The sequence below is a fragment of the Ruegeria sp. BG6 genome (assembly GCF_056538465.1).
On the sequence record NZ_JBQFTB010000002.1, the window covers coordinates 283,999 to 303,782 of the forward strand.

Annotated in this window: 22 protein-coding genes; 3 read left to right on the top strand and 19 right to left on the bottom strand. The window is 59.3% G+C overall.

Annotated elements, in window-relative coordinates; translation table 11 throughout:
* Positions 1 to 161: 161 nt before the first annotated feature.
* From ACR0JW_RS06190 to ACR0JW_RS06250, 13 genes are all read right to left on the bottom strand, one after another.
* Positions 162 to 869 carry an ABC transporter ATP-binding protein gene (locus tag ACR0JW_RS06190; protein WP_170679039.1) on the bottom strand — a complete coding sequence of 236 codons (708 nt, stop codon included), beginning with the start codon at positions 867 to 869 and terminating at the stop codon, positions 162 to 164.
* Positions 869 to 1,600, bottom strand: a complete 732-nt coding sequence (locus tag ACR0JW_RS06195; protein WP_170679041.1) for an ATP-binding cassette domain-containing protein — start codon at positions 1,598 to 1,600, stop codon at positions 869 to 871. Before ACR0JW_RS06195 ends, ACR0JW_RS06190 begins: the two co-directional genes overlap by 1 nt.
* Entirely contained in the window at positions 1,597 to 2,544 is a 948-nt protein-coding gene (locus ACR0JW_RS06200; RefSeq protein WP_170679043.1) for a branched-chain amino acid ABC transporter permease, read from the bottom strand. Before ACR0JW_RS06200 ends, ACR0JW_RS06195 begins: the two co-directional genes overlap by 4 nt.
* A 2-nt stretch (positions 2,545 to 2,546) precedes the next feature.
* A complete protein-coding gene (locus ACR0JW_RS06205; protein WP_170679045.1) occupies positions 2,547 to 3,398 on the bottom strand; it encodes a branched-chain amino acid ABC transporter permease in 852 nt (283 codons plus the stop codon).
* Positions 3,399 to 3,463: 65 nt separating this feature from the next.
* Complete coding sequence (locus ACR0JW_RS06210) at positions 3,464 to 4,744, bottom strand: ABC transporter substrate-binding protein (protein ID WP_480713694.1); 1,281 nt, start codon at positions 4,742 to 4,744, stop codon at positions 3,464 to 3,466.
* 96 nt (positions 4,745 to 4,840) lie between these two features.
* Entirely contained in the window at positions 4,841 to 5,251 is a 411-nt protein-coding gene (locus ACR0JW_RS06215; protein WP_170679049.1) for a Rid family hydrolase, read from the bottom strand.
* Entirely contained in the window at positions 5,248 to 6,429 is a 1,182-nt protein-coding gene (locus tag ACR0JW_RS06220; RefSeq protein ID WP_480713695.1) for a malate dehydrogenase, read from the bottom strand. Before ACR0JW_RS06220 ends, ACR0JW_RS06215 begins: the two co-directional genes overlap by 4 nt.
* Positions 6,429 to 7,052, bottom strand: coding sequence for a BMC domain-containing protein (locus tag ACR0JW_RS06225; RefSeq protein WP_170611731.1), 624 nt, complete (start codon positions 7,050 to 7,052; stop codon positions 6,429 to 6,431). Before ACR0JW_RS06225 ends, ACR0JW_RS06220 begins: the two co-directional genes overlap by 1 nt.
* Entirely contained in the window at positions 7,049 to 8,428 is a 1,380-nt protein-coding gene (locus ACR0JW_RS06230; protein WP_170679053.1) for an aldehyde dehydrogenase family protein, read from the bottom strand. The genes ACR0JW_RS06225 and ACR0JW_RS06230 overlap by 4 nt, the downstream gene beginning before the upstream one ends.
* Positions 8,428 to 9,612 carry a hypothetical protein gene (locus tag ACR0JW_RS06235; protein WP_480713696.1) on the bottom strand — a complete coding sequence of 395 codons (1,185 nt, stop codon included), beginning with the start codon at positions 9,610 to 9,612 and terminating at the stop codon, positions 8,428 to 8,430. The genes ACR0JW_RS06230 and ACR0JW_RS06235 overlap by 1 nt, the downstream gene beginning before the upstream one ends.
* A 23-nt stretch (positions 9,613 to 9,635) precedes the next feature.
* Positions 9,636 to 9,944, bottom strand: a complete 309-nt coding sequence (locus tag ACR0JW_RS06240; RefSeq protein WP_117869464.1) for a BMC domain-containing protein — start codon at positions 9,942 to 9,944, stop codon at positions 9,636 to 9,638.
* A 41-nt stretch (positions 9,945 to 9,985) separates the two neighbouring features.
* Positions 9,986 to 10,252, bottom strand: coding sequence for a EutN/CcmL family microcompartment protein (locus ACR0JW_RS06245; protein ID WP_170611725.1), 267 nt, complete (start codon positions 10,250 to 10,252; stop codon positions 9,986 to 9,988).
* Positions 10,252 to 11,544: a glutamine synthetase family protein gene (locus tag ACR0JW_RS06250; RefSeq protein ID WP_170679057.1), complete on the bottom strand. Its 1,293-nt coding sequence runs from the start codon at positions 11,542 to 11,544 to the stop codon at positions 10,252 to 10,254. Before ACR0JW_RS06250 ends, ACR0JW_RS06245 begins: the two co-directional genes overlap by 1 nt.
* Positions 11,545 to 11,636: 92 nt before the next feature.
* Between ACR0JW_RS06250 and ACR0JW_RS06255 the strand changes: the two genes are divergently transcribed.
* Positions 11,637 to 12,776, top strand: coding sequence for an FAD-dependent oxidoreductase (locus ACR0JW_RS06255; protein WP_480713697.1), 1,140 nt, complete (start codon positions 11,637 to 11,639; stop codon positions 12,774 to 12,776).
* On the opposite strand, the gene ACR0JW_RS06260 is transcribed toward ACR0JW_RS06255, so the two are convergent.
* The 5 genes from ACR0JW_RS06260 to ACR0JW_RS06280 form a co-directional block, all read right to left on the bottom strand.
* Positions 12,773 to 13,123: a hypothetical protein gene (locus tag ACR0JW_RS06260; protein WP_170679061.1), complete on the bottom strand. Its 351-nt coding sequence runs from the start codon at positions 13,121 to 13,123 to the stop codon at positions 12,773 to 12,775. The genes ACR0JW_RS06255 and ACR0JW_RS06260 overlap by 4 nt on opposite strands.
* Before the next feature lie 84 nt (positions 13,124 to 13,207).
* The gene (locus tag ACR0JW_RS06265; protein WP_480713698.1) at positions 13,208 to 13,912 is read right to left on the bottom strand and encodes a type 1 glutamine amidotransferase; all 705 of its coding nucleotides are present in this window, start codon (positions 13,910 to 13,912) and stop codon (positions 13,208 to 13,210) included.
* Positions 13,909 to 15,333, bottom strand: a complete 1,425-nt coding sequence (locus tag ACR0JW_RS06270) for an FMN-binding glutamate synthase family protein (protein WP_480713699.1) — start codon at positions 15,331 to 15,333, stop codon at positions 13,909 to 13,911. The genes ACR0JW_RS06265 and ACR0JW_RS06270 overlap by 4 nt, the downstream gene beginning before the upstream one ends.
* On the bottom strand, positions 15,318 to 16,031 hold the full coding sequence (locus tag ACR0JW_RS06275) for a GltB/FmdC/FwdC-like GXGXG domain-containing protein (RefSeq protein ID WP_170611714.1): 714 nt from the start codon (positions 16,029 to 16,031) through the stop codon (positions 15,318 to 15,320). Before ACR0JW_RS06275 ends, ACR0JW_RS06270 begins: the two co-directional genes overlap by 16 nt.
* The gene (locus ACR0JW_RS06280) at positions 16,028 to 16,972 is read right to left on the bottom strand and encodes a class II glutamine amidotransferase domain-containing protein (protein ID WP_170679067.1); all 945 of its coding nucleotides are present in this window, start codon (positions 16,970 to 16,972) and stop codon (positions 16,028 to 16,030) included. The genes ACR0JW_RS06275 and ACR0JW_RS06280 overlap by 4 nt, the downstream gene beginning before the upstream one ends.
* 128 nt (positions 16,973 to 17,100) lie before the next feature.
* Here ACR0JW_RS06280 and ACR0JW_RS06285 point away from each other — a divergent pair, with 128 nt between their 5' ends.
* Positions 17,101 to 17,766 (top strand): GntR family transcriptional regulator, encoded by a 666-nt coding sequence (locus ACR0JW_RS06285; protein WP_170679069.1) that lies wholly within the window; start codon positions 17,101 to 17,103, stop codon positions 17,764 to 17,766.
* Between the two features lie 21 nt (positions 17,767 to 17,787).
* Here ACR0JW_RS06285 and ACR0JW_RS06290 read toward each other — a convergent pair whose 3' ends face one another.
* A complete protein-coding gene (locus tag ACR0JW_RS06290) occupies positions 17,788 to 18,573 on the bottom strand; it encodes a DeoR/GlpR family DNA-binding transcription regulator (protein WP_480713700.1) in 786 nt (261 codons plus the stop codon).
* A 205-nt stretch (positions 18,574 to 18,778) separates the two neighbouring features.
* Here ACR0JW_RS06290 and ACR0JW_RS06295 point away from each other — a divergent pair, with 205 nt between their 5' ends.
* Positions 18,779 to 19,723 carry an ABC transporter substrate-binding protein gene (locus tag ACR0JW_RS06295; RefSeq protein WP_170679073.1) on the top strand — a complete coding sequence of 315 codons (945 nt, stop codon included), beginning with the start codon at positions 18,779 to 18,781 and terminating at the stop codon, positions 19,721 to 19,723.
* The last annotated feature ends 61 nt before the right edge of the window (positions 19,724 to 19,784 follow it).

Here is a 19,784-nt window from a genome sequence, read left to right on the forward strand (position 1 = left end):
CTTCTGTACCGCGCCCAGTCGGGTGTTCTCGACGCCCGAGCGCCGGTACCCACCCCATTTGGTACAGAACCCGTGCAGCAGACAACACCAAAACCCGGGTCAGAAATAGTAGTTCTGAGGAATTGTCGCCGAGACAGCACGCAAAACCGAACCGATCGGATTCAGTGCCCGCCGAAATACGCTTCGAGCAGCCTTTTGTCGTTCCGCAGTTCGTCCGCAGTGCCGGACGTTTGCATGCGGCCGGACTCGAGCACGTAAATACGGCTGGCCAGCGACAGGGCGAAGTTGGCATTTTGTTCGGTGATAACCACGGTCAGGCCGTATTCTTTGTTTAACTGACGCACGACCTCGGCGATCTCAAGGCAGATTTTCGGGGCCAGACCGATTGTTGGCTCATCGACCAACAGCAACTCGGGGCTGGTCATCAGGGCCCGTCCAAAGGACACCATCTGCCGTTCGCCGCCGGACTGGGTTGAGGTCTCCTGCCCTTCCCGCTCGGCCAGCCGCGGGAACAGCTTGTGGACCATGTCCAGATTGCTTTCGATATCATCGCGGGCGGTATAGGCGCCCACCATCAGGTTGTCGCGCACCGACATGTAGGGAAACAGGTTGAACCGTTCGGGCGCGTAACCGACGCCGTGGCGCACGATTTCGGCCGGTGATCGGCCTGCAAGACTGTGGCCGCGCAGCCGGATATCGCCTTCCGTTCTGACCATCCCCATTATGCTGTCCAGCAGGGTGGATTTACCCGCACCGTTCGGACCGACGACGGCAACGATCTCGCCCGGCTGGACCGTGATCGAGATATCTGTCAACGCCTGCGCCTTGCCGTAGAATGCGGACAGGTTTTCGATTTCCAGATAGGACATCAGGCGCCCCCCAGATACGAGGCCTGCACGGCCTTGTCATTCATCACTTCGGTGAATGTGCCTTCGGCGATCATCGTTCCCCGCTCAATTGCAATGGCACGGTCGATCAGGGGTTCAAGCGCGGGCAGATCGTGACTGACGATCAGAAAAGTCATGCCGTCCTTGCGCATGGACTGGATGAGGTCCGAGATCTGCGCGATTTCCCCCACCGTCAAACCGGCAAACACCTCATCCAGCAGCATCACGCGCGGCGCGGTGGCCATGGTGCGCGCCATTTCCAGCTTGCGCAGGTCGCCCATGGCCAGTTCGGACGGTGTCCGTTGCAGGTCGGCCTCGGTGAAGCCGACGCTCAAGGCCAATTCCCGTTCCCGATCCATGTCAGGGGATTTGGTGATCATGCGCCAGATATTGTCAGGCATCAGGCCCACGCGGATATTCTCGGCCACGTTCATATCGCCGAAGGGCCGCGGGATTTGATACGTGCGGCTGACGCCGGCCCGAATGCGCCGGGACGTGGGCAGGGCCGAGATCTCCTGCCCGAATAGTTCGATCGTGCCGCTGTTCTGTCGCAGCTCGCCCATGATCTGGCTGAACACGGTGGTCTTGCCCGCGCCGTTCGGACCGATCAGACCCAGAGATTCCCCTTCTTTGAGGGAAAAGGACAGACCGTTCGTGGCCACCAGCCCGCCAAAGCGTTTGATCAGATGGGAAACTTCCAGTGCCGCAGTCACGCCACACCCCCTTTCCGCAGCCGGGTGAATCCGCGCCGCACCAGTTCCACCAACCCTTTGGGTTGGTACATGTAGAGGATCAGCGCGATAGCGCCGTAGACAAAATACCGCTCGGCCCCCGGCAGGACCGGCCGCAGGTATTCCAGCAGGAAGGTCATGAAGAATGCGCCGATCATCGGCCCAATGATGGTCGATGTACCGCCCAGCAGTGCGGCAACGATGATGGTAAACAGGAAGTTGATGTCAAACAGCGCACGTGGGGCCAGTGATCCCAGATAGTGCACATAGAAAGCCCCGCCCAGCCCAGCTATGAAAGCGCTGGTCAAAAAGGCAAACGCTTTCAGCCGTGTGGTGCTGAGCCCCGAGCCGCGCACGCTTTCCTCGTTCATGCCGATCGCTGCCAGCGCTGTGCCCAACCGGGTTTTCATCAGCAGCCACATACTGACGGCGACGCTCAGCATAAGGGCCGTCGACAGATAGTACCCGTTTGCTGCGCCCCGGGTCAGGGTCTGAATACCTGACATACCCCGCGTTCCGCCGGTCAGGTCCGGGCGGATCACCTGCACCAGCTGATACAGCAGCTCCATGAAGGCCAGTGTAACCAGTGCGAAATAGCTTCCGCGAATACGCAGCGCAGGCAGCAGCACCAGCAGTCCGGCGGCCATGGTGACCAGCACCGCGGCCGGGATCGAGATTTCAACCGGCACATCAAACCGTTTGGTAAGAATGGCGGTCGTGTACGCTCCGATGCCGATCAGAAAAGGGTGGCCAAAGCTCACATATCCTGTTCGCCCGGACAGCACGTCCCAACTGATCGCGAAGATCGCCAAGTAGTTGGCAAAGATCATCGTACGCAGTGTTCCGTTGGAAACGACCTGAGGCAACAGGAACATACCCGCAATCAGACCACCCCAGAGGGCAAAGTGAAACCAGCGCAGCCCCATCTTTATAACTCCTCACGGCCAAACAGGCCCTGTGGCCGGGTCACCAGAACACCAATGATCAGCAGCATGGTGAAAACACCGCGCAACTCGGGCGCAAGGGTCGCCACCACGATGACTTCAAGAAAGCCGACGATGTGTGCGACAACCAAGGTCCCGATGATCGACCCAATTCCGCCCACGATGACAACGGCCACCGAGATGATCAGCGGGGCGACCCACATGGATGGCGAAAGCTGCGTGTAACTGGCAAAGAACACACCGCCAAGTGCCCCCAATGCCCCCGAGATGCCCCAGGTGATCAGGTTGATCCGGTCCGGGTCGATCCCCGAGATAGCAGCCCCCTTGGCGTCCATCGAAACCGCCTGCATTGCCCGCCCGGTATGGGTGAGCCGCACGAACGCGTATAGACCCAGAAGAATGGCCCAACTGATGAGCGTAGCAATCAGGATGTTGTAGGTGACGGACGCTCCGGCAACGTTGATCACTCCGGGAACGATGGGCAGCAGGATCTTGCTGCTGTCGCCAAAGACCAGAACGATCCCGGCCTGTATTACCACGGCAAGGATCAGCGTCGATATTTCGACCGCCACATGATCACCTTTGAGCGTTTTCACGATCAGGCGGTACTTCAGAATACCCATCAGAACGCCCAGTGCGGCAGCCACGACAACACCCAAGAGCTTGGGCATCCCCAGCGTTTGCGACACCCAGAAGTAGATGTACCCACCGACCATCAGATAGGCGCCATACGCCAGATTCAGAACACGCCCTATGCTGAAGATCAGCGTGAAACCCATTGCGATAAGCGCATAGAGACCACTGAGCAAAAGCCCCTGGATCAGTATCTGCAACATTGAGGTATCCCTGGCTGCGGGCGCACGCTGTCGCGCGCCCGGTTCAAGCTATGTGAACGACCGGATCAGTTTTTGACCCAGCTTGGCAGGGTAAACTCGCCCGTCGCGTATTTCTCTGGGTACACAACAGCGGCGGTTCCGTCCTCGTACCACTGCACGACAACCATGGACGGTGCGGCGTCATCAAACGGTTCGGACAGATCAAAGCGGATGTTATGCGGATAGGTACGGCCGGTTACGGGTTCGACCTCATCATCGCCCCAAAAGGCATAGCGCAACCACAGTTGACCATCCATCTCCAGGACCAGATCCTGCTTCTTCATCGCATCGGCCCAGCCTTCGACATTGTCGAAACCGCCAGCCTCTTCGGCAGCAGCCATGGCCTGCTTAAGACCGTGATAGGCGTTGAACCCGTTGAAATGCGGCAGCAGCGGGCGGCTGTCATACTTGGCCTGATAGGTATCGACAAAAGCCTGGCTTGCCGGATCCAGCCTGAACCCAACCGAAGGGATCGGGGACAGGGTCGAGATACCGCCACCGGCGCCGCCCGTGTCTTCCCAATACTCCATTCCCAGCGCGGATACGTTGACGCCCGTCATCGCCATCGGCACTTGCAATTTCACATATTGCGACGACACAACCTGAGAGTTTACGGACGAGACCTGATAGATGAAGTCGGCCCCTGTATCCTGCGCACGGCTGAAGATCGGCGCGAAATCGACGGTGGCCACGTCATACGTAATGATATCCTTGACCTCGATCCCAGCGACCGGTGCAAGCGCTTCGGTCACAAGTCCGGTGATCGCTTCGCCAAAGGCGGTGTCCTCGGCCAGAATGACAACGGAATCCCAGCCCATCTTTTCCTTCAGGACATCCGCGCCGAAATTGATGTAAAGCGTGGCCAACGCCTCGTCCGAGGCGATGTTCATGAAATAGGGCGCCATGCCCTCGGGATCTTCGACCACCATGTCGATGATGCCGATATAGGATGTCCAGGTGTCCAGCGTCGGAATGCGGTATTCCTGCATCCGGGGCAGCCAGCCAAGCGACACATCGTCAATCGAGCCCGATATGATGAAATCAACCTCTTCGGTCTCGGCCAGGTATTCATAGGCGCGCACGCCTTCGGTCGGATCCTGCCCGGTATCGGCAGAAACCAGCGCGATCTGCTCGCCCATCACGCCGCCATTGGCGTTAAGCTCCTCAATCGCGACTTCTGCCCCGCGAAGGGTCGACAGCCCGGTGTCCGAGGACAGCGACCCAATAAACCCAACCTTAATTTCTGCTCCGGCCGTCGAGGCCATGAGCGCGATGCATGTTCCGCTAAGTAGCGCTGTCTTGGTCATCAGTTTTGCTCCCTGTGTCTCATTATGCCGTTCTTGTATTCTGTATACAGTACACAAGAAGATGGATCGATCAAATCCTTTCTTGAAAACTCATGTTCAGAATCCGCCGATTTTACCGCTTTCATCGTGGATCACGGCGTCCACATCGATTTCCACCATCAGACCGGGTTGGGTCAGACCTGCCTGAACAGCGGTCAGAACAGGATCGATACCCTTGAAATACTCTCCGTGCAAACGCGCGAATTCACCCGCTTTTGACAGATCGGTCAGGTATGCGCGCACCCGGCCCACATGGCGCAACTCTGCCCCGACAGCCTTAAGCGCATCTTCGGTCTGGGACAGAATGTAACGTGTTTGCGCGCCCACATCGCCCGGCGCATGAATACGCCCTGTTGGTTCAATCGCGGTCGTCCCGGCGATCCAGACAAATGGTCCGATCCGCTTGGCGCGGGAATACGATGCGACCTCTTCAAACCGCCCGCCGGACTTCCACGACCGAAGGGTCACAGACCCAGCCTCAGCCGGATCGCATCAGCTGCTTCTTGCAGCCCTGCCTGTTCCTGGTCCGTCAGGCGCAGTTCTTCGACCTCGACTAGTCCACCGGCGCCAAGATGTGCGGGCACGCCCAGCACCACGCCATCAATTCCATATTCGCCCTGCAACATCACAGACACCGGAACCGGACCGGACCGAGCGCCCCTGATGTGATCGATCAGTTCAATCGAGGCATGGGCCGGGGCAATCGTCGCCGAACCGGATTTCTTGAGCGCGACGACCTGCCCGCCGCCTGTGATCGCGTCCTGTACGCATGCTTCAATTTGATGCGGTGACAGAAAGACCTCAAGCGCCCGTCCCTTGATCCGGGCGCGACTGGGGATCGGCGCCATTTCGTCACCGTGACTGCCAAGGGTAAAGGCCTCGACATCAGCGGGAGAGACCCCCGCGGCCATGGCAAGTGCGTTGCGGAACCGGCTGCTGTCCAGTGTTCCCGCCATGCCGAGAACCTGTTCGCGCGCGAAGTCTGTGGCCCGCAGCATCTCGACCGTCATTTCATCCAGAGGGTTTGTTACGACAATCACGATGGCGTTTGGTGCGGCTGAACGGATCGCTTCTGCCGACTGGCGGATCACGCGCGCGTTCACATCAATCAGGTCAGCACGGGTCATGCCCGGGCGGCGTGCGCGCCCGGCGGTTACGACTACCACCTCGGCACCTGCCACCAGATCCAGAGATTCCCCTCCGACGCATCGGACACGGGCACCAGTGATGCCGGATGTGTGATTGAGGTCCAGCGCTGTCGAAGCTGCCAGACCCGGAGAAATGTCGATCAGGGCGATTTCTTCCGCGATATCCGCCATCGCTGCCAGATGTGCGATATTGCCACCAACGCCGCCCGCACCGATCAGCGCCAGCTTGCCCAGCCTGCGCGCCTTGCGCGGTGCCCGCGCAGGCGCAACCCATTTGGGTGAACGACGATAGAGCACGCGGCGCATCGAAACGGCACCATCTGTACGTGGTGCCTGTGGTCGCTCCAGCGGTCCGTCCACCAAGGTGATGCCGATGCGCTCCGCCGTTTCCCGGGCCAGCGCCGTGACGATGTCGCCGGGCAGAACTTCGAACACGATCCTGCCACGGCGGCGCGCGTCCTCGACCGCGTCCGAGCCTATGACCCGCGAAGCAGCCATCAGCCTGCCTGCCCGTCCACCGCCTCGATGGCGCGGGTTGCCGCTTCGACGGCGGTTTTGACCGAGTTTTCCGACCCCGAGATGAACAGGCGGCCAAACCGGCCCACGGCGCGCACTTCGACGATGTCGATCTCGGCTGCCTTTTCCGCCTCGTTCGCGGCGATCGAGATGTAGGCGGCTGGCGCGCATTCGACGATCCCCAGTGTTTGTCCGGGAACGATGAGAGCGCCCTTGCGCCATTTGTTCAGCAATTGCGCCTGATAAGGTTCAACGCTTGTGATGATCTGAGTCGAACTGATTGCGGGCTTCAGACGGTCCGACATCGAAGCCCCAAGTTCGGCCAGCATCGCATCGCGGGCCGCAGACACCTCGGCATTTGAAGGGGAGCGCAGGATAAAAAACCCGAACTCTCGTTCCACCATCTGCGTTGTTGCCTCTACCGAAGACGCCTTGAGCGCGCGATCGATCAACGAAAACACCCCGTTGCCCGGTGCAAACTCTCCGATCAGCACTGTGTCCCCGGACAAAGGCACCGAACCCTGCACCGTCGCGCCGTTGTAGGCCGCGAATTTCGGTTGCAGGTTGTCGATCTGCATCAGCGCCCGGATCGTGATCTCGCTCATGCGCCATACTCCTCATAAATGTCGCGCCAGGGTCTGCTTTCATAAGCGACCCGCTTGATGTTGATGAGATGCAGGGCCGTCACGTTGTCCGACGTGATCGACCCCGACCACGTGCCAGTGCCCAGCATGAAAGATGGCTCCAGATCTGTGGAATAGCCCATGCCACCCATGATCCCCGGCGTGTTCACCAGCACGCGTCCCGTGGGTACGGTGGCAAAGCGGGCGACAACCTCGGGGTCGTCCGAATGAATGACCGAAGAATGTCCCCAACCTTCGAACCGCGCGATGGACTGCGCCAGTTCGATGCCGTGGTCAGTGGATTTCGCCTCGTAGAAAGCCAGCACCGGGTTCAGTTTTTCCGCCGATAGCGGGCGTTGCCAACCCACTTCGCTTTCTTCAGAGACCAGACAACGGGTGCGCGGCGGAATCGAGAAACCGGCGGCATCGGCCAGGGCCTGCGGGCTTTGCCCGACCCTATCGGGGTCCATTGCCCGCGCACCCTTGAAAATCACTTTCGCCAGTCGATCCGCCTCGGCCGGGGTGCAGAAATAAGCTCCCTTCAGCTTGAGTTCATGCCGCAGGTCACGGGAAATTTCCGGGTCGGCCACCACGGCCTGTTCGCTGACACAGGCGGTGCCGTAGTCGAAGCTTTTCGATGTGACGATCATTTCGGCCACTTCCGCAAGATCGCGCGCCTTCGATTTGTGCACATAACACGGCACGTTGCCCGCCCCGACCGCCAATGTCGGCTTGCCGCTGGAATAGGCGGCCTTGACCATAGCCGGACCACCTGTCGCCATAACAACCGACGTGCGGCGGTGCTTCATCAACTCGGCCGTGCCCTGAATGGTCACTGCATCCAGGCATTGGATCAGCCCCTTGGGTGCACCCATCTGTTCGGCCACCCGCGCCATGATGCGGACGGTTTCGATCCCGCACCCCACGCCACGCGGATGGGGCGCGCAGACAATTGCGTTGCCCGCTTTCACTGCTGACAGCACTTTGTAGATGATGGTTGAGGTCGGGTTGGTGACCGGAATAAGGGCGGCCACTACGCCCATCGGTTCCCCAAAGGCCGCGACCTTTGTGGCATCATCCCGCCACAACAGGCCCAATGTCGTTACATCCCGCAAATAATCCGCAACTGACAGGGCGTTGAAAAGGTTCTTGACCCGTTTGTCCGGGACATTGCCGTATCCGGTTTCCTCGACCGCCAGCCGCCCCAGCCGTTCAGCCTCGGGTTCAATGGCGCGGGCCATGGCGTCCACGATGGCATCCACCTGTGCCGGATCGGTCCCGAGAAAGGCCTGGTAAGCCTCAAACGCCGTTTCGGCAGCGCGCCGCGCGGCGGCGATGGATTTCAGATCTGCGTCCATCACGAGGCTCCAGTGGCAATAGTGTCAAAGATACGACGCGCCTGATCGACATCGCCTGCGGTTATTCCGATGGTTTCAAGCCTGCGCCCTGCCGCCGCGACGTCAGCGCCAAGAATACGGTCTGTCATGGTGATCAGACTTTCTGTCAAAGGAACGGGCTGACCGGCCAACCTTGCAGCAGACACCAGCGGGACAAGCGAGCCAAGCACACCGTCACGCATCAGGTGGCGTGCGGCCTGTCGATCCGGCACAGGCCGGGAACCCGACCCCCGTTCAGCCCCGGCAAAGGTGGCGATCCAGTCCGACGTTTCCGGCAGGTTTCGGACTCCAAATGCAGCCGCGACCTGTCTCCGTTCCTCGGCCAATCCTTCGATGACGGCGATCTGATCGGTGCCGATGAGCGAGGCAAAAGTCTGGTTTGCCTCCAGCGGAACACCCCCCATCGGAACATCGGGGCCGCCGTTGCCCATCCCCTGCCCGCCAAGGGTCAGGGCGGGTATTTCCACGGCCGCGGACAGGTCACGAAATCCGGAAGCCAGGACAGAACCCACCGGGTGAAGGTTCGGCAGAAAACGGTTCAGAGCTTCAAGGATGTTGTTGCGGCCGCGGGGCAGCGTTGCCGCCGCCATTGGTGCGGCTGTGGACAGGGTTAGCCCAGCACCTTCGGCGCTGAACCAGTAGGGCAAACCCAGAATTTCAACCAGCGTTACATCCGCCCGACACCCCCCGATGCGCAGCATCCAGGCGGCTTCGACAGCGCCCAGAGACCGCCCGGGGGCCAGTACCAAAACCTGGCCGTCACTCAGGTGATCAGCCAGAACCATGGCATAGGTACGCTGCTTGTGAACGGGTCCGGTCAGAAAGATCACTTGTGCGTCCCGAACAGCGGCATCCAGTTCCGCTGTTGTTTGCACCGATGGCCCGTCCCGGTTCACCTGATAGGTGCCGACAGGACCGTCACCCCTGATACCAATGCCCGAAGATTGGGTCAGCAGCGAAAGCTCGGCTCCATAGGCCGAAAACAGTGTGACATCGGCCCCTTCAGCCAGACACAGCGCTGCCAAAAGGCGGGCATCCGGTCCGCCGCCCAGCACTGCAAAACGCTCAATGCTGCGCGCGACAGGGGCGTCGCGGGTGGCGCCCCGCGTCACCGCACGGGTGAAATCCTCAAATCCGGCTGACATAATGTCTCCTTAGCGGCGATGGATCAGGCCGAAGATCCGGCGCCGAGCCCGTCGATAATGGCTTCAAGCTCATCATGCGGGCGCGCGATCACGTGGACCGACACCACTTCACCAACTTTGTTGGCTGCCGTTGCGCCCGCATCTGTTGCGGCTTTGACGGCGCCGACTTCGCCGCGCACAAGGGTTGTCACCAGACCGCCGCCAGCTTTGGTCTGGCCGACAATCGCCACGCTGGCCGCCTTGACCATTGCGTCCGCTGCTTCGATCGCCCCAACAAGACCGCGGGTTTCGATCATGCCCAGGGCCATCTGCCCTGCCACTGGTTTCGCCATTTTTCCTATCCTCCGAAGGCTATTGATTTGTGTGTTGTCTTTCAGCTCGTTGAAACGCGATCGACCACCGCGATAATCGCCAGATCCACCGGAGCGGTGGACAACCCCGCCGCCATTCGTGCGGCCGAGCCTGTCGCGATCAGCACCGTGTCACCCACGCCCGCACCGCATGTATCCGCTGCGACGCGCGCCGGGTCGATCAGATTTCCATCGCTGTCGATCAGGTCTGTCACCAGCAGTTTCAGACCGACCAATCTGGCGTCCTTTGCCGTTGCCGTAACCGTTCCCGCAACCTTGCCGAGGTGCATCAGAATGTCCTCAGATAGCGGTCAAGCTCGACCTGAGTGACCTGTTGATTAAAGAACTCCAGCTCGCGTTCGGCTTGCTGCAAGACCAGTTCCCACAGCATCTCGCCCATTACGTCGCGCAGCCACTCGGACCCGCGCGCCAGTTCGATGGCGGTTGGCAGATCGGTCGGAATGGGATCACCAATGCCATCCTCGTATGCGTTGCCGGTTGTGGGGTCGGTTGGGGTCAGTCCTTGCTCGATCCCGTCCAGACCTGCGGCGATTTCGGCAGCGAGCAGAAGATAGGGATTGGCATCCGCACCGGCATCGCGTTTTTCGACACGCACGGCGCTGTCGGATCCTTCGATAATGCGGATACCGACTGTGCGGTTGTCGTATCCCCAGCTCGCGTTGATCGGACAGAAGGTATACGGCTGGCGGCGACGGTAACCATTGACTGTTCCGCTACCGCAGATCGCACTTTCGCACATCCGCTTCTGCAGCCCGGCGATGAAGGACTTACCTGTGTCGTTGATCTTGCCATTTTCGGCAAAGACGTTCTTTCCGTCCTTCCACAGCGAATAATGCGTGTGAAAGCCGTTGCCGGACTGATCAAAGAACGGCTTGGGCATGAAGGTCGCCAGATACCCGTGGGCGATGCCCAACTGGCGGATCAGCGACTTGAAGAGAACAACGCGATCTGCAGCAGCCAGCGCTTCGCCATAGCGAATGTTCACTTCGATCTGGCCCGCGGCATATTCCGGGTTCGACTGTTCGATCGGAATGCCGCATTCATTGATCTGCTGACGAATGGGCCCAACGATATGCTCCATTCTTGCCGCCCGACCCAAACCATAGACCTGAATTCCGCTGTCACGCGGCTGCCCGGTTTCAGGGTCCAGCAGATAGAATTCCAGCTCGGTGCCGACATTGACCTCGAAGCCCATGTCGCGCGCGCGCTCGATCTGACGCACCAGAGCCTGGCGCGGATCAATGGGCACCGGCTTGTGGTCCATACCTTCGGCGCGGCCAAAGCAGACCGCCACGCCCGGCTCCCACGGAACAGCAACCGGTTTGGTCATCGGGAAAACATGCATGTCGGGATAGCCGTTGTCGAAATTGACATAGGGCGTGTCCCAGACATCGCAGGTCATATCGATTGCCATCAAGGCAATCGAGAGCGCATTGCCGCTGTTGCACACATGATCCCAATGGCTGGCCGGAATGCGCTTGCCCCGCATGATGCCATTCAGATCGCCGACGCCAAGAATGACGGTATGCGTGCCCTCGGGCAGATCAAACCCCGAACTCATTGATGCGCTCTCCCTGTTTTTTAGCTTTATAAATGTTGTATTCTGTATACAGTATTCACAAAGACAATCCAGAAACAAGGAAAATCTGCGTCATGTCCAAAAGCTCGGTCATCGTTGTCGGGGGCGGCATCGTCGGCGTCATGGCGGCGCTCACACTGCAACGAAGGGGCGAGGCGGTGACATTGATCGACAGGTGGGAACCTGGTCATTCCCGTGCATCTTCAACGGATTACAACCGGGTGATCCGCGCCATATCGGGACGGGATGAGTTCTATACCCGATGGGCGCGCGAAAGCCGCCTGCGCTGGCTCGAGCTGCAGGCCGAAAGCGGACAGAACCTGATGTATGAATGTGGTGCCCTGATTCTGGCCACTGGCGGCCATTGTGACTGGGAAGACGCAACCGCGCAGACTTTCGACAAGGTTGGCGTGCCTTACTACAAGTTCGATCAGCACGAGATCGAATCGCGGTTCCCTCAGTTTCGGGTGTCCGATATCGAATATGCACTGTTCGAGCCCGAAGCCGGAATGCTGATGGCCCATCGCTGCGTGTTGACCGGACTGGATCTGTTTAGGCGCGCAGGGGGAATCGTGCAGCGGGGTCGTGTCACCACGGACGGCTCTGAGCGTCCGACGCTGGACGGCAAACCGCTTGAGGCTGATCTGATCGTCATTGCGACCGGCGCCTGGATGGCGGACATGTTCCCCAAAACGATCAAGCCGATATCGACGGTGGTTGGCGTCAATGTCCTTTACACCTCGACGCCAGATGGGTCCGAGGATTTTGACATGAGCCGAATGCCCTGCTGGATCGATCATGGTCAGGGGTCATTTGGCCTGCCCTCGTCCGAGGGGTCTGGTGTCAAGGCGGCTGTCGTGATCCCCGACAAGATCGACCTGGACAACGACGAACGCCTGATCCGTCAGGAAACGCTGGGTCGCACACGCAGCTATATTCGCCACCGTTTGCCGGGGCTGGAAGGCGAGCGTGTCGTAGATTCGAAGTTCAACCAGATCATCCTGACACCGGATACTCATTTTATCGTCGACTGGCACCCGGAACATGACAACGTGTTATTTGCCGGGGGATGCTCAGGGCATCTGTTCAAGCATGCGCCGGTCTTTGCCGAATTCGCTGCAGGTGTCGGCATGAAAGATTTTGGCACGGCTGACCGGTTCAGGGTCGCCGGACGCAGAAAACTCAGCCCAAAAGAAAGCCCAAGCGGCCGCTAAACTTCGGACAAGGCGCGGTACAAGCCGGCATTGGGACATTTTGCCTGCGGCAGCCGGGCTCCGGCCCGAATGGCGTCGCGGCATGTTTCCGCCTGCAGGCAATGGCCGCATTTTTCGGCAAGCTCCAGGCCAAGGTTGGCGTGCGCGTTCAGGTCATCTTCCGTCAACCCGAACTGCCGAGCCATCGCAAGGATGCGCTCGCGTGCCTGTGGCGCACCCGAGCGCAGCATCGCCAAATCCGCGCGGGAAAGCCCCAGATCTGACAACTCGCGATCGTCCACATGTTCCGTGCGGGGCGCGCCAACGATCCGCGCAATGGACTGAAAGAAACCTGAGTAACCGGACATCTGACACCTCCTTTGCCCTGCCTTGTATTCAGTATACATGACAAGCTCACGGGAGAATTGATCAGGATCAAATGGTGCTGCCGGCTATTCGCTCTGCTGAGTCCGATATGTTCCCCGAAACAAAGCTGCAGCCTGCGACGCGGCCAGATCGCCCGGAACATTCGCTGTCCTGAGCGCTGCCAGGCCGGCATCCGCATCCTCTGCCGTCACAATGATGTCGCGACCCCGAATGAACAGGTCGCGCAAATGTTCCGCCGTGTATTCGGGATGAAACTGAACCGACCGGGCAGGAAACTCGTAATCGAGCGCCCCGACAGGACAGTGATCAGCCGAACCCGTCACCCGAGCCGTCGGGGGCACCTTGGTCACCTGATCCTGATGCCAGACATAAGCGTCCGGATTACCGCCTCCGTAGTCAAAGGCGCGACAGCCAACAATGTTGCCGATCACCGCCTTTTCCGCCTTTCCGCCATAGACATCGGCCATGATCTGATGGCCGAAGCAAATTCCGAAGACAGGTTTGCTCTGGTCCCGACAGTCTTGCAGGAACAAGCGTAGGGGCTGCATCCACTCCGTATCGTCGTAAACGCCGAACTCGGAACCTCCGACAATGACCCCTTCAAAATCGGACAACGCCGGAAGAGCGGCACCATCCACGACATTCGCCACAAAGAACTCTGCTTCCGGCAAATGCGGTTCGATCCACTCGCGGATCTGCTGTGCGGTTCTCGGCAAACCCTCCAGCAGCGGCAGCGGGTGGCTGGTCATTTCAAGCAGGGCGATCCTCACCAGTCGAAAGCCCGATCGATGCCCGCCATCTTGACCCCGGTGAAGGCCGACGCCTGAAAGCTGAGTGCGCGCAGGTCTTCGGTTTCCAGATTGTGGACCGAGGATTTGCCGCAAGCCTTGGCCAGCGCCGTGATCTCCATCGTCATGGCCGTCAGGTACCGGGCGATACGTTCCGCACCGGCATGGGGGTTCATGCGCGCCTCAAGTTCAGGGTCCTGCGTTGCGACGCCGACCGGACACCGGCCTGTATGGCAATGATGGCATGCACCGGGCGATGTCCCCAAAGCGGTGTAGTCGTCAAGATACCTGGGGCTGTTGCACCCAAGCGCGACCATCGCTGCGTTGCCAATCATCACCGCATCGGCACCCAATGCCAGACATTTGGCTGCATCCACTCCCGAGCGGATACCCCCGGCCGCCACAAGTGATACCTTGCCAGTCATACCACAATCGTCCAGAGCCTCGCGTGCGGCGCGAATGGCGCTCATGGTCGGAATGCCGGTGTGATTCAGCAGCAATTCGGGGGATGCCCCGGTACCGCCCTCTGCCCCGTCAACAACCACGACATCGGCGCCTGCCTTGGCCGCAACCGCCACGTCGAACCTGGGACGGGTCGCGCCCATTTTGATGAAAATCGGCACCTGATAATTGGTCGCGATCCGCAATTCCTCGATCTTTACCGCCAGATCGTCAGCTCCGAGGAAATCCGGGTGGCGGATGGTCGAACGCTGATCCACCCCTTCGGGCAGTGTCCGCATCTGGCTGACCCGCGGGCTGACCTTCATGCCCAGCAGCAGGCCGCCGGTTCCCGGTTTGGCCCCCTGCCCCACGACGATTTCCAGCGCATCCGCGCGGCGCAGGTGATCCAGATCCACACCATAGCGGGCGGGCGACATCTGGTAGAGAAGGCGTTGGGAGGCTTCGCGCTCCTCCTCCAGCATGCCGCCTTCGCCCGTGCAGGTCATGGTGCCCACTTTCGAGGCCCCATAGCCCAGCGATGCCTTGGCTGACGCCGACAGCGCGCCGAACGACATGGATGCAATGTAGATCGGAATCTTGAGTTCCAGAGGGCGTTCAACCAGGCCGCGGCCACCACCCAGAACGGTCGTGGTGTCGCAGCTCTCTCGATACCCTTCCAACGGCAGACGGGTCATGGTCGCCGGAACAAATGTCAAATCGTCAAAGGTTGGCATCTGCTTGTTGAACGTGTTGTAGCCGCGAACCTGATAGCGGCCCAACTGCGCCAGCGCGTGCACCTCGGAGATCGCCTCGGGCGTCCATCGCGTCGATCCGCCTTCGTCATACGAGGACGGCACCCCAGCCGGGCGGCCTTCAATTGCGCCCGTGTCGCGAAACCGGATTTCCTCTTCCGGGGCGACATCGAACGGGTAGTCATAGGGTTTACTCAGATCATGAGCCATGCGCTTGCATCCCTGCTTTCAAAATACCAAAGACGTTGACCGGACACCATTTTTCTCCAGTTCCGTGAACTGTCGACAAGCCCGAGCGGGTCAAGAATGGCGTCGACCTCGGCGACTTCCTCGGCCGTCGGTTCAAGTACATCGACATCGACGCCAAGGCTGTCGACCTCGCCCGCCACCCAAACCTCTCCTTGCCACAGGGCATCGGCACAGGACTCGCCCGCTCCGCCCAAGGCAATGATCCGCCCGGAATGCGCCATGAAACCGGATTGATACCCGATTTTGCCTTCCACCACGATATTTCCGCCCTTCATGGCAACGCCGACGCGTGGCCCAGCGTCCCCTTTGACATGGATCGTGCCGCCGATCATTGCAGCCCCACAGGACATGCCCGCATAGCCGCCAACGGTTATGTGGCCCTTGGCCATTCCCTCGCCCACGGCCCAGCCGCAGTTGCGTTCGATCGTGATGTTTGCTCCGGTGTTCAACCCGCCGCAGTAGTAGCCAACGGACCCTTCGAACGTGATGTCCACATTGTCCGGCAACCCCACACCCAGATTATGCCGCGACAACGTATCGACCACCCGGATGGGACGCCCTGTGGCACACGCTGCCATGATGTCCTGATTCACTTCGCGAATATGCCGTTTCCCGACTTCTATGACGATCTCATCCATCTGCCTTGCTACCTCGCTCATGCCGCCAGGCTCCGGTTTCCGACACCCCAGATACCTGTCAGCGACGGGCCGTCGTAATTGATCACGTCGCATTCCTCGGTCATCACCCGACGCACCGCCTGCTCCTCGGTCGCGGCGGCAAGATCGCCGTTGCGGTTGACGACGACCAGCGGCTTCATGGCGAAGCGATCCTTGGCAAAGCCAATCCCGTTCGGCGTTGCGATCATGTATGTGAAAACCCCGTCGATCGAGGTGATCGACTTCTTCAGCGCCTGCTCCATCGTCAGGCCTGCCTTCATCTGGTCACTGACCCAGACCGCAATCAGTTCGCTGTCATTTTCGGTCAGAAAGCGATAGCCCATCCGGGTCAGTCTGTCGCGCCACGTGAAATAGTCCGTGATCTGCCCGTTGTGGACAATCGCCACATCCGAGAAAGGCCGCGCCCAGAACGGGTGCGAAGCGTTTGGCAGAACCGAGCTTTCGGTGGCCAGCCGCGCATGCCCCAGCCCATGGGTCCCTACCATGTCGCGCACGCCGTGTTTCTCGGACACGGCCTCGGCTCCGCCGATATCCTTGATGATCTCGAGACTGCGTCCGCAGGACTGAATTTCGATCCGGTCGGTCAATTCATCCGCATCACGGACCCAAGCCTGCAAATCCGCAGGGTCCGAGATTTCCATCCGAAAGCAATAGTGCTGATTTTCATCCGTCAGAATTTTTGGGTCGGATAGGAACCCCGAGCCGTGATCCTTCAACACTGCCTCAAAAGCATCCAGATCGGAACTTTGCCGGGATTTATTGAACCCCATGCCCCGCAGAACGTATCCTGCTTCCCTTGGTGGCCCATAGATTGCAAACCCGGTGCTGTCCGCGCCGCGATGTTCCTGCGCGTCCATCAGGTCTACCAGGTCCGCCCCAACCTTACCGGGCGCGGCCAGAATCCTTCCAGCGATTCCACACATGAAGAGCTCCCTGTTCATTCGCGTCTGTATACTGTATACAGTACACGAACAATAGCAAGCCCAATCGCCTTGGCACCGGTTGCTTTTTTGAATACAGAATTCACAAAATGCGGAAAGAGAGGCTCCGAGTGGCTCTGAAAGAAATTAAAACTCAACGCAGAAGACTGGCTGACGAGGTTTACGATCAGCTGGTCGAGGCCATCATGAGCCGCGAGATTTCAGCAGAAGACCGGCTGGTGCAGGAAAAGCTGGCGGCCGAACTGAATATCAGCCGTACACCGGTCCGTGAAGCATTGATGCGGCTGGAAACCGAAGGGGTATTGGAAGTTGCCGCCAGCGGCGGCTTCCGTCTGGCGCGCATGGATCAGGCCGAGGTCAGGCAGTTGTATCAGGCGCGTGCAGCCATCGAAGGGCAAGCAGCGCGCATTCTGGCGGTTCACGCGGAACCCGAAGTACTGGACCGGCTGCGAGACTTGATTCGCCGCGAAGAGGATTTGATCAACGGCTCGACCCGGGACTACTTCATTGCAAACCGGCGGATTCACCGTGCCTTCATGATTGAAGCAGGCAATAAATTCCTGCTGGATATGTTCGACATGATCTGGGGCAAGGCGATGGCCTTTCACCTGTTTTCCGCGATTGAAAACGTGGATATTTCGAAATCGTTGGGGGACCATCTGACGCTTGTCGATGCCATCGCAACAAGCGATGCAACCGAAGCGCTCGAGACATTCACCGCGCATATTCAGGCCGGCTTCGATCTGCAGATCGAGGGCCTGAAGGAAGCCAAATAGGGCTGCGTCGCGGGCACATTTTTAATCGGGTACGACAAGATCAATTTCGTTCAGCGCGAGCATTGAACGAATCTCCTGTGACGGCTGGGTGTCCGTGAAAAACAGATCGATTTTGCCCGAGGCCTCCAAAGTGACCGGTGCGCGTTTACCCAGCTTCTCGCCATCTGCCACCACCACGCGAACTTGTGCCCGGTCAATCGCAATACGAGCCAGATTGGCCTCTTGCAGATCGTGCAGCATGAAGCCCAGATCCGCGTTGACCGCGCCTGCCGACAGAACCGCAAACCTGACGTTCAGCCGCTTGATCAGGTCCTGAGCCTCCACACCAAACGCGCCGCCATCGTGGGGGCGCAACTCGCCACCGGCCATGAAAACCCTGTTGTTGTTTCTTGAGGCCAGTTCATTGGCGACGAAAACGGAATTGGTGACGATAAACAGACCCTTATGATCCCTAAGAGCCCTTGCGACATAGGCCGTGGTCGATCCGATATCAAGAAACACGGAATCCCCATCGCTGATGATCTTCGCAACGGCCTTGGCCAGTTTTTCCTTGGCGTCGACCTTTTTGTCCAGACGGCTTTCCAGCGTTGGTTCCAGCAAGTCTTCGACCAGGTGCACACCGCCATGGACCTTTCGCACGATACTGCGCTCTTCCAGATTGCGAACATTGCGTCTGATGGTTTCCAACGTGACGCCCAGTTGATTGGCTAGAAAGCTTACCCGGCACGATCCGCCGGCCTGAAACAGCTCTCGCAGGATCTCTTCTTCGCGTTGGTTGGTCGTCTTTAGATTCATCTTTTCGGGCATTGGATATCGATCTTGAAGTGGCATTCAGGCATATCACAACACCCACAGAAAGCAACGCCACACGAAAAATCAACAGTTTGATTGGCATGATTTAAGTATTTATGTGGCTTTACGTGGTTTTTATTGACACAAAACCCCACGATATGGTCGTCTGGAGGGAATACCACCGATTCACCAGAAAAAACCACGACAGGGAGATGGTATGATGAAACGCAATCTGGGACTCTGTGCACTTGCCTTGGCAGCTGCCGGCGTGACCTCGGCGGCATGGGCCGCAGAGTCGACCGACCCGATCAAACTGACACTGCACGACTGGTCCGGTCAGCTGATCAACACCAAGATCATGGGCTCGATCCTGCAAGAGGCGGGATACAACGTCGAATACGTTCAGGCGGACTACATCGCACAATTCGCAGGTCTGAAGACCGGCGACCTGCATCTGGCGATGGAAATCTGGGAAACCACCGGACGCGAGGCTCTGGACGAGGCGACCGCCACCGGCAATGTCGTCAATGTCGGCGAAACCGGCCTGATGGCGATCGAGGAATGGTGGTATCCCTCCTACATGAAAGACCGCTGCCCGGGTCTGCCCAACTGGGAAGCGCTGAAAGATTGTGCCGAAGAATTCGCAACGGCCGAGACTTCACCAAACGGGCGCTACGTTGGCGGCCCTGTAACCTGGGGCGGATTTGACGAAGAGCGTGTCGAGGCGCTGGAGCTGGAGTTTGAAGTTGTCCATGCGGGAACCGATGCGGCCCTGTTTGCAGAACTGGAATCCGCCTATCAGCGGGAAGACCCGATCATGCTGTGGGTTTACGTACCCCATTGGGCGCCCGCGAAATATGACGGCGAGTTCGTGGAGTTTCCGCCTTTCTCGGCCGAATGCTACAGCGATCCGTCAGTCGGTGTGAACCCGAACCTGGCCTACGACTGCGGCAAGCCGCGTGGTCCGATCTGGAAAGCGGCCTGGTCCGGTTTGCAGGAAAAATGGCCCGGGGCTTATGACATCATCGAGGCCTACAATATCAACAACGATGAAATGAGCGCGATGGTCGGAAAGGCCGATCTGGAAGGCGTGGAAATCGATACGGTTGTTGCGGATTGGATGGGCGCCAACAAGGACCGCTGGTCCGGCTGGATCTCCAAGTAATCCGCCTTTTGCCGGAGCGGGCAAGCTCCCTCTCCCCACCCGTTCCGGCCTTTTCCATTCT

Excerpts from the sequence above, each read along its gene's own strand:
- ACR0JW_RS06270 (WP_480713699.1), bottom strand. The coding sequence starts at position 15,333 with ATGGCTCATGATCTGAGTAAACCCTATGACTACCCGTTCGATGTCGCC.
- ACR0JW_RS06290 (WP_480713700.1), bottom strand. The coding sequence starts at position 18,573 with ATGCCCGAAAAGATGAATCTAAAGACGACCAACCAACGCGAAGAAGAG.
- ACR0JW_RS06205 (WP_170679045.1), bottom strand. The coding sequence starts at position 3,398 with ATGTTGCAGATACTGATCCAGGGGCTTTTGCTCAGTGGTCTCTATGCG.
- ACR0JW_RS06280 (WP_170679067.1), bottom strand. The coding sequence starts at position 16,972 with ATGTGTGGAATCGCTGGAAGGATTCTGGCCGCGCCCGGTAAGGTTGGG.
- ACR0JW_RS06255 (WP_480713697.1), top strand. The coding sequence starts at position 11,637 with ATGTCCAAAAGCTCGGTCATCGTTGTCGGGGGCGGCATCGTCGGCGTC.
- ACR0JW_RS06275 (WP_170611714.1), bottom strand. The coding sequence starts at position 16,031 with ATGAGCGAGGTAGCAAGGCAGATGGATGAGATCGTCATAGAAGTCGGG.
- ACR0JW_RS06240 (WP_117869464.1), bottom strand. The coding sequence starts at position 9,944 with ATGGCGAAACCAGTGGCAGGGCAGATGGCCCTGGGCATGATCGAAACC.
- ACR0JW_RS06230 (WP_170679053.1), bottom strand. The coding sequence starts at position 8,428 with ATGGACGCAGATCTGAAATCCATCGCCGCCGCGCGGCGCGCTGCCGAA.
- ACR0JW_RS06190 (WP_170679039.1), bottom strand. The coding sequence starts at position 869 with ATGTCCTATCTGGAAATCGAAAACCTGTCCGCATTCTACGGCAAGGCG.
- ACR0JW_RS06260 (WP_170679061.1), bottom strand. The coding sequence starts at position 13,123 with ATGTCCGGTTACTCAGGTTTCTTTCAGTCCATTGCGCGGATCGTTGGC.
- ACR0JW_RS06245 (WP_170611725.1), bottom strand. The coding sequence starts at position 10,252 with ATGCACCTCGGCAAGGTTGCGGGAACGGTTACGGCAACGGCAAAGGAC.
- ACR0JW_RS06235 (WP_480713696.1), bottom strand. The coding sequence starts at position 9,612 with ATGTCAGCCGGATTTGAGGATTTCACCCGTGCGGTGACGCGGGGCGCC.
- ACR0JW_RS06220 (WP_480713695.1), bottom strand. The coding sequence starts at position 6,429 with ATGGCTGCTTCGCGGGTCATAGGCTCGGACGCGGTCGAGGACGCGCGC.
- ACR0JW_RS06225 (WP_170611731.1), bottom strand. The coding sequence starts at position 7,052 with ATGAGCGAGATCACGATCCGGGCGCTGATGCAGATCGACAACCTGCAA.
- ACR0JW_RS06295 (WP_170679073.1), top strand. The coding sequence starts at position 18,779 with ATGAAACGCAATCTGGGACTCTGTGCACTTGCCTTGGCAGCTGCCGGC.
- ACR0JW_RS06200 (WP_170679043.1), bottom strand. The coding sequence starts at position 2,544 with ATGGGGCTGCGCTGGTTTCACTTTGCCCTCTGGGGTGGTCTGATTGCG.
- ACR0JW_RS06210 (WP_480713694.1), bottom strand. The coding sequence starts at position 4,744 with ATGACCAAGACAGCGCTACTTAGCGGAACATGCATCGCGCTCATGGCC.
- ACR0JW_RS06250 (WP_170679057.1), bottom strand. The coding sequence starts at position 11,544 with ATGAGTTCGGGGTTTGATCTGCCCGAGGGCACGCATACCGTCATTCTT.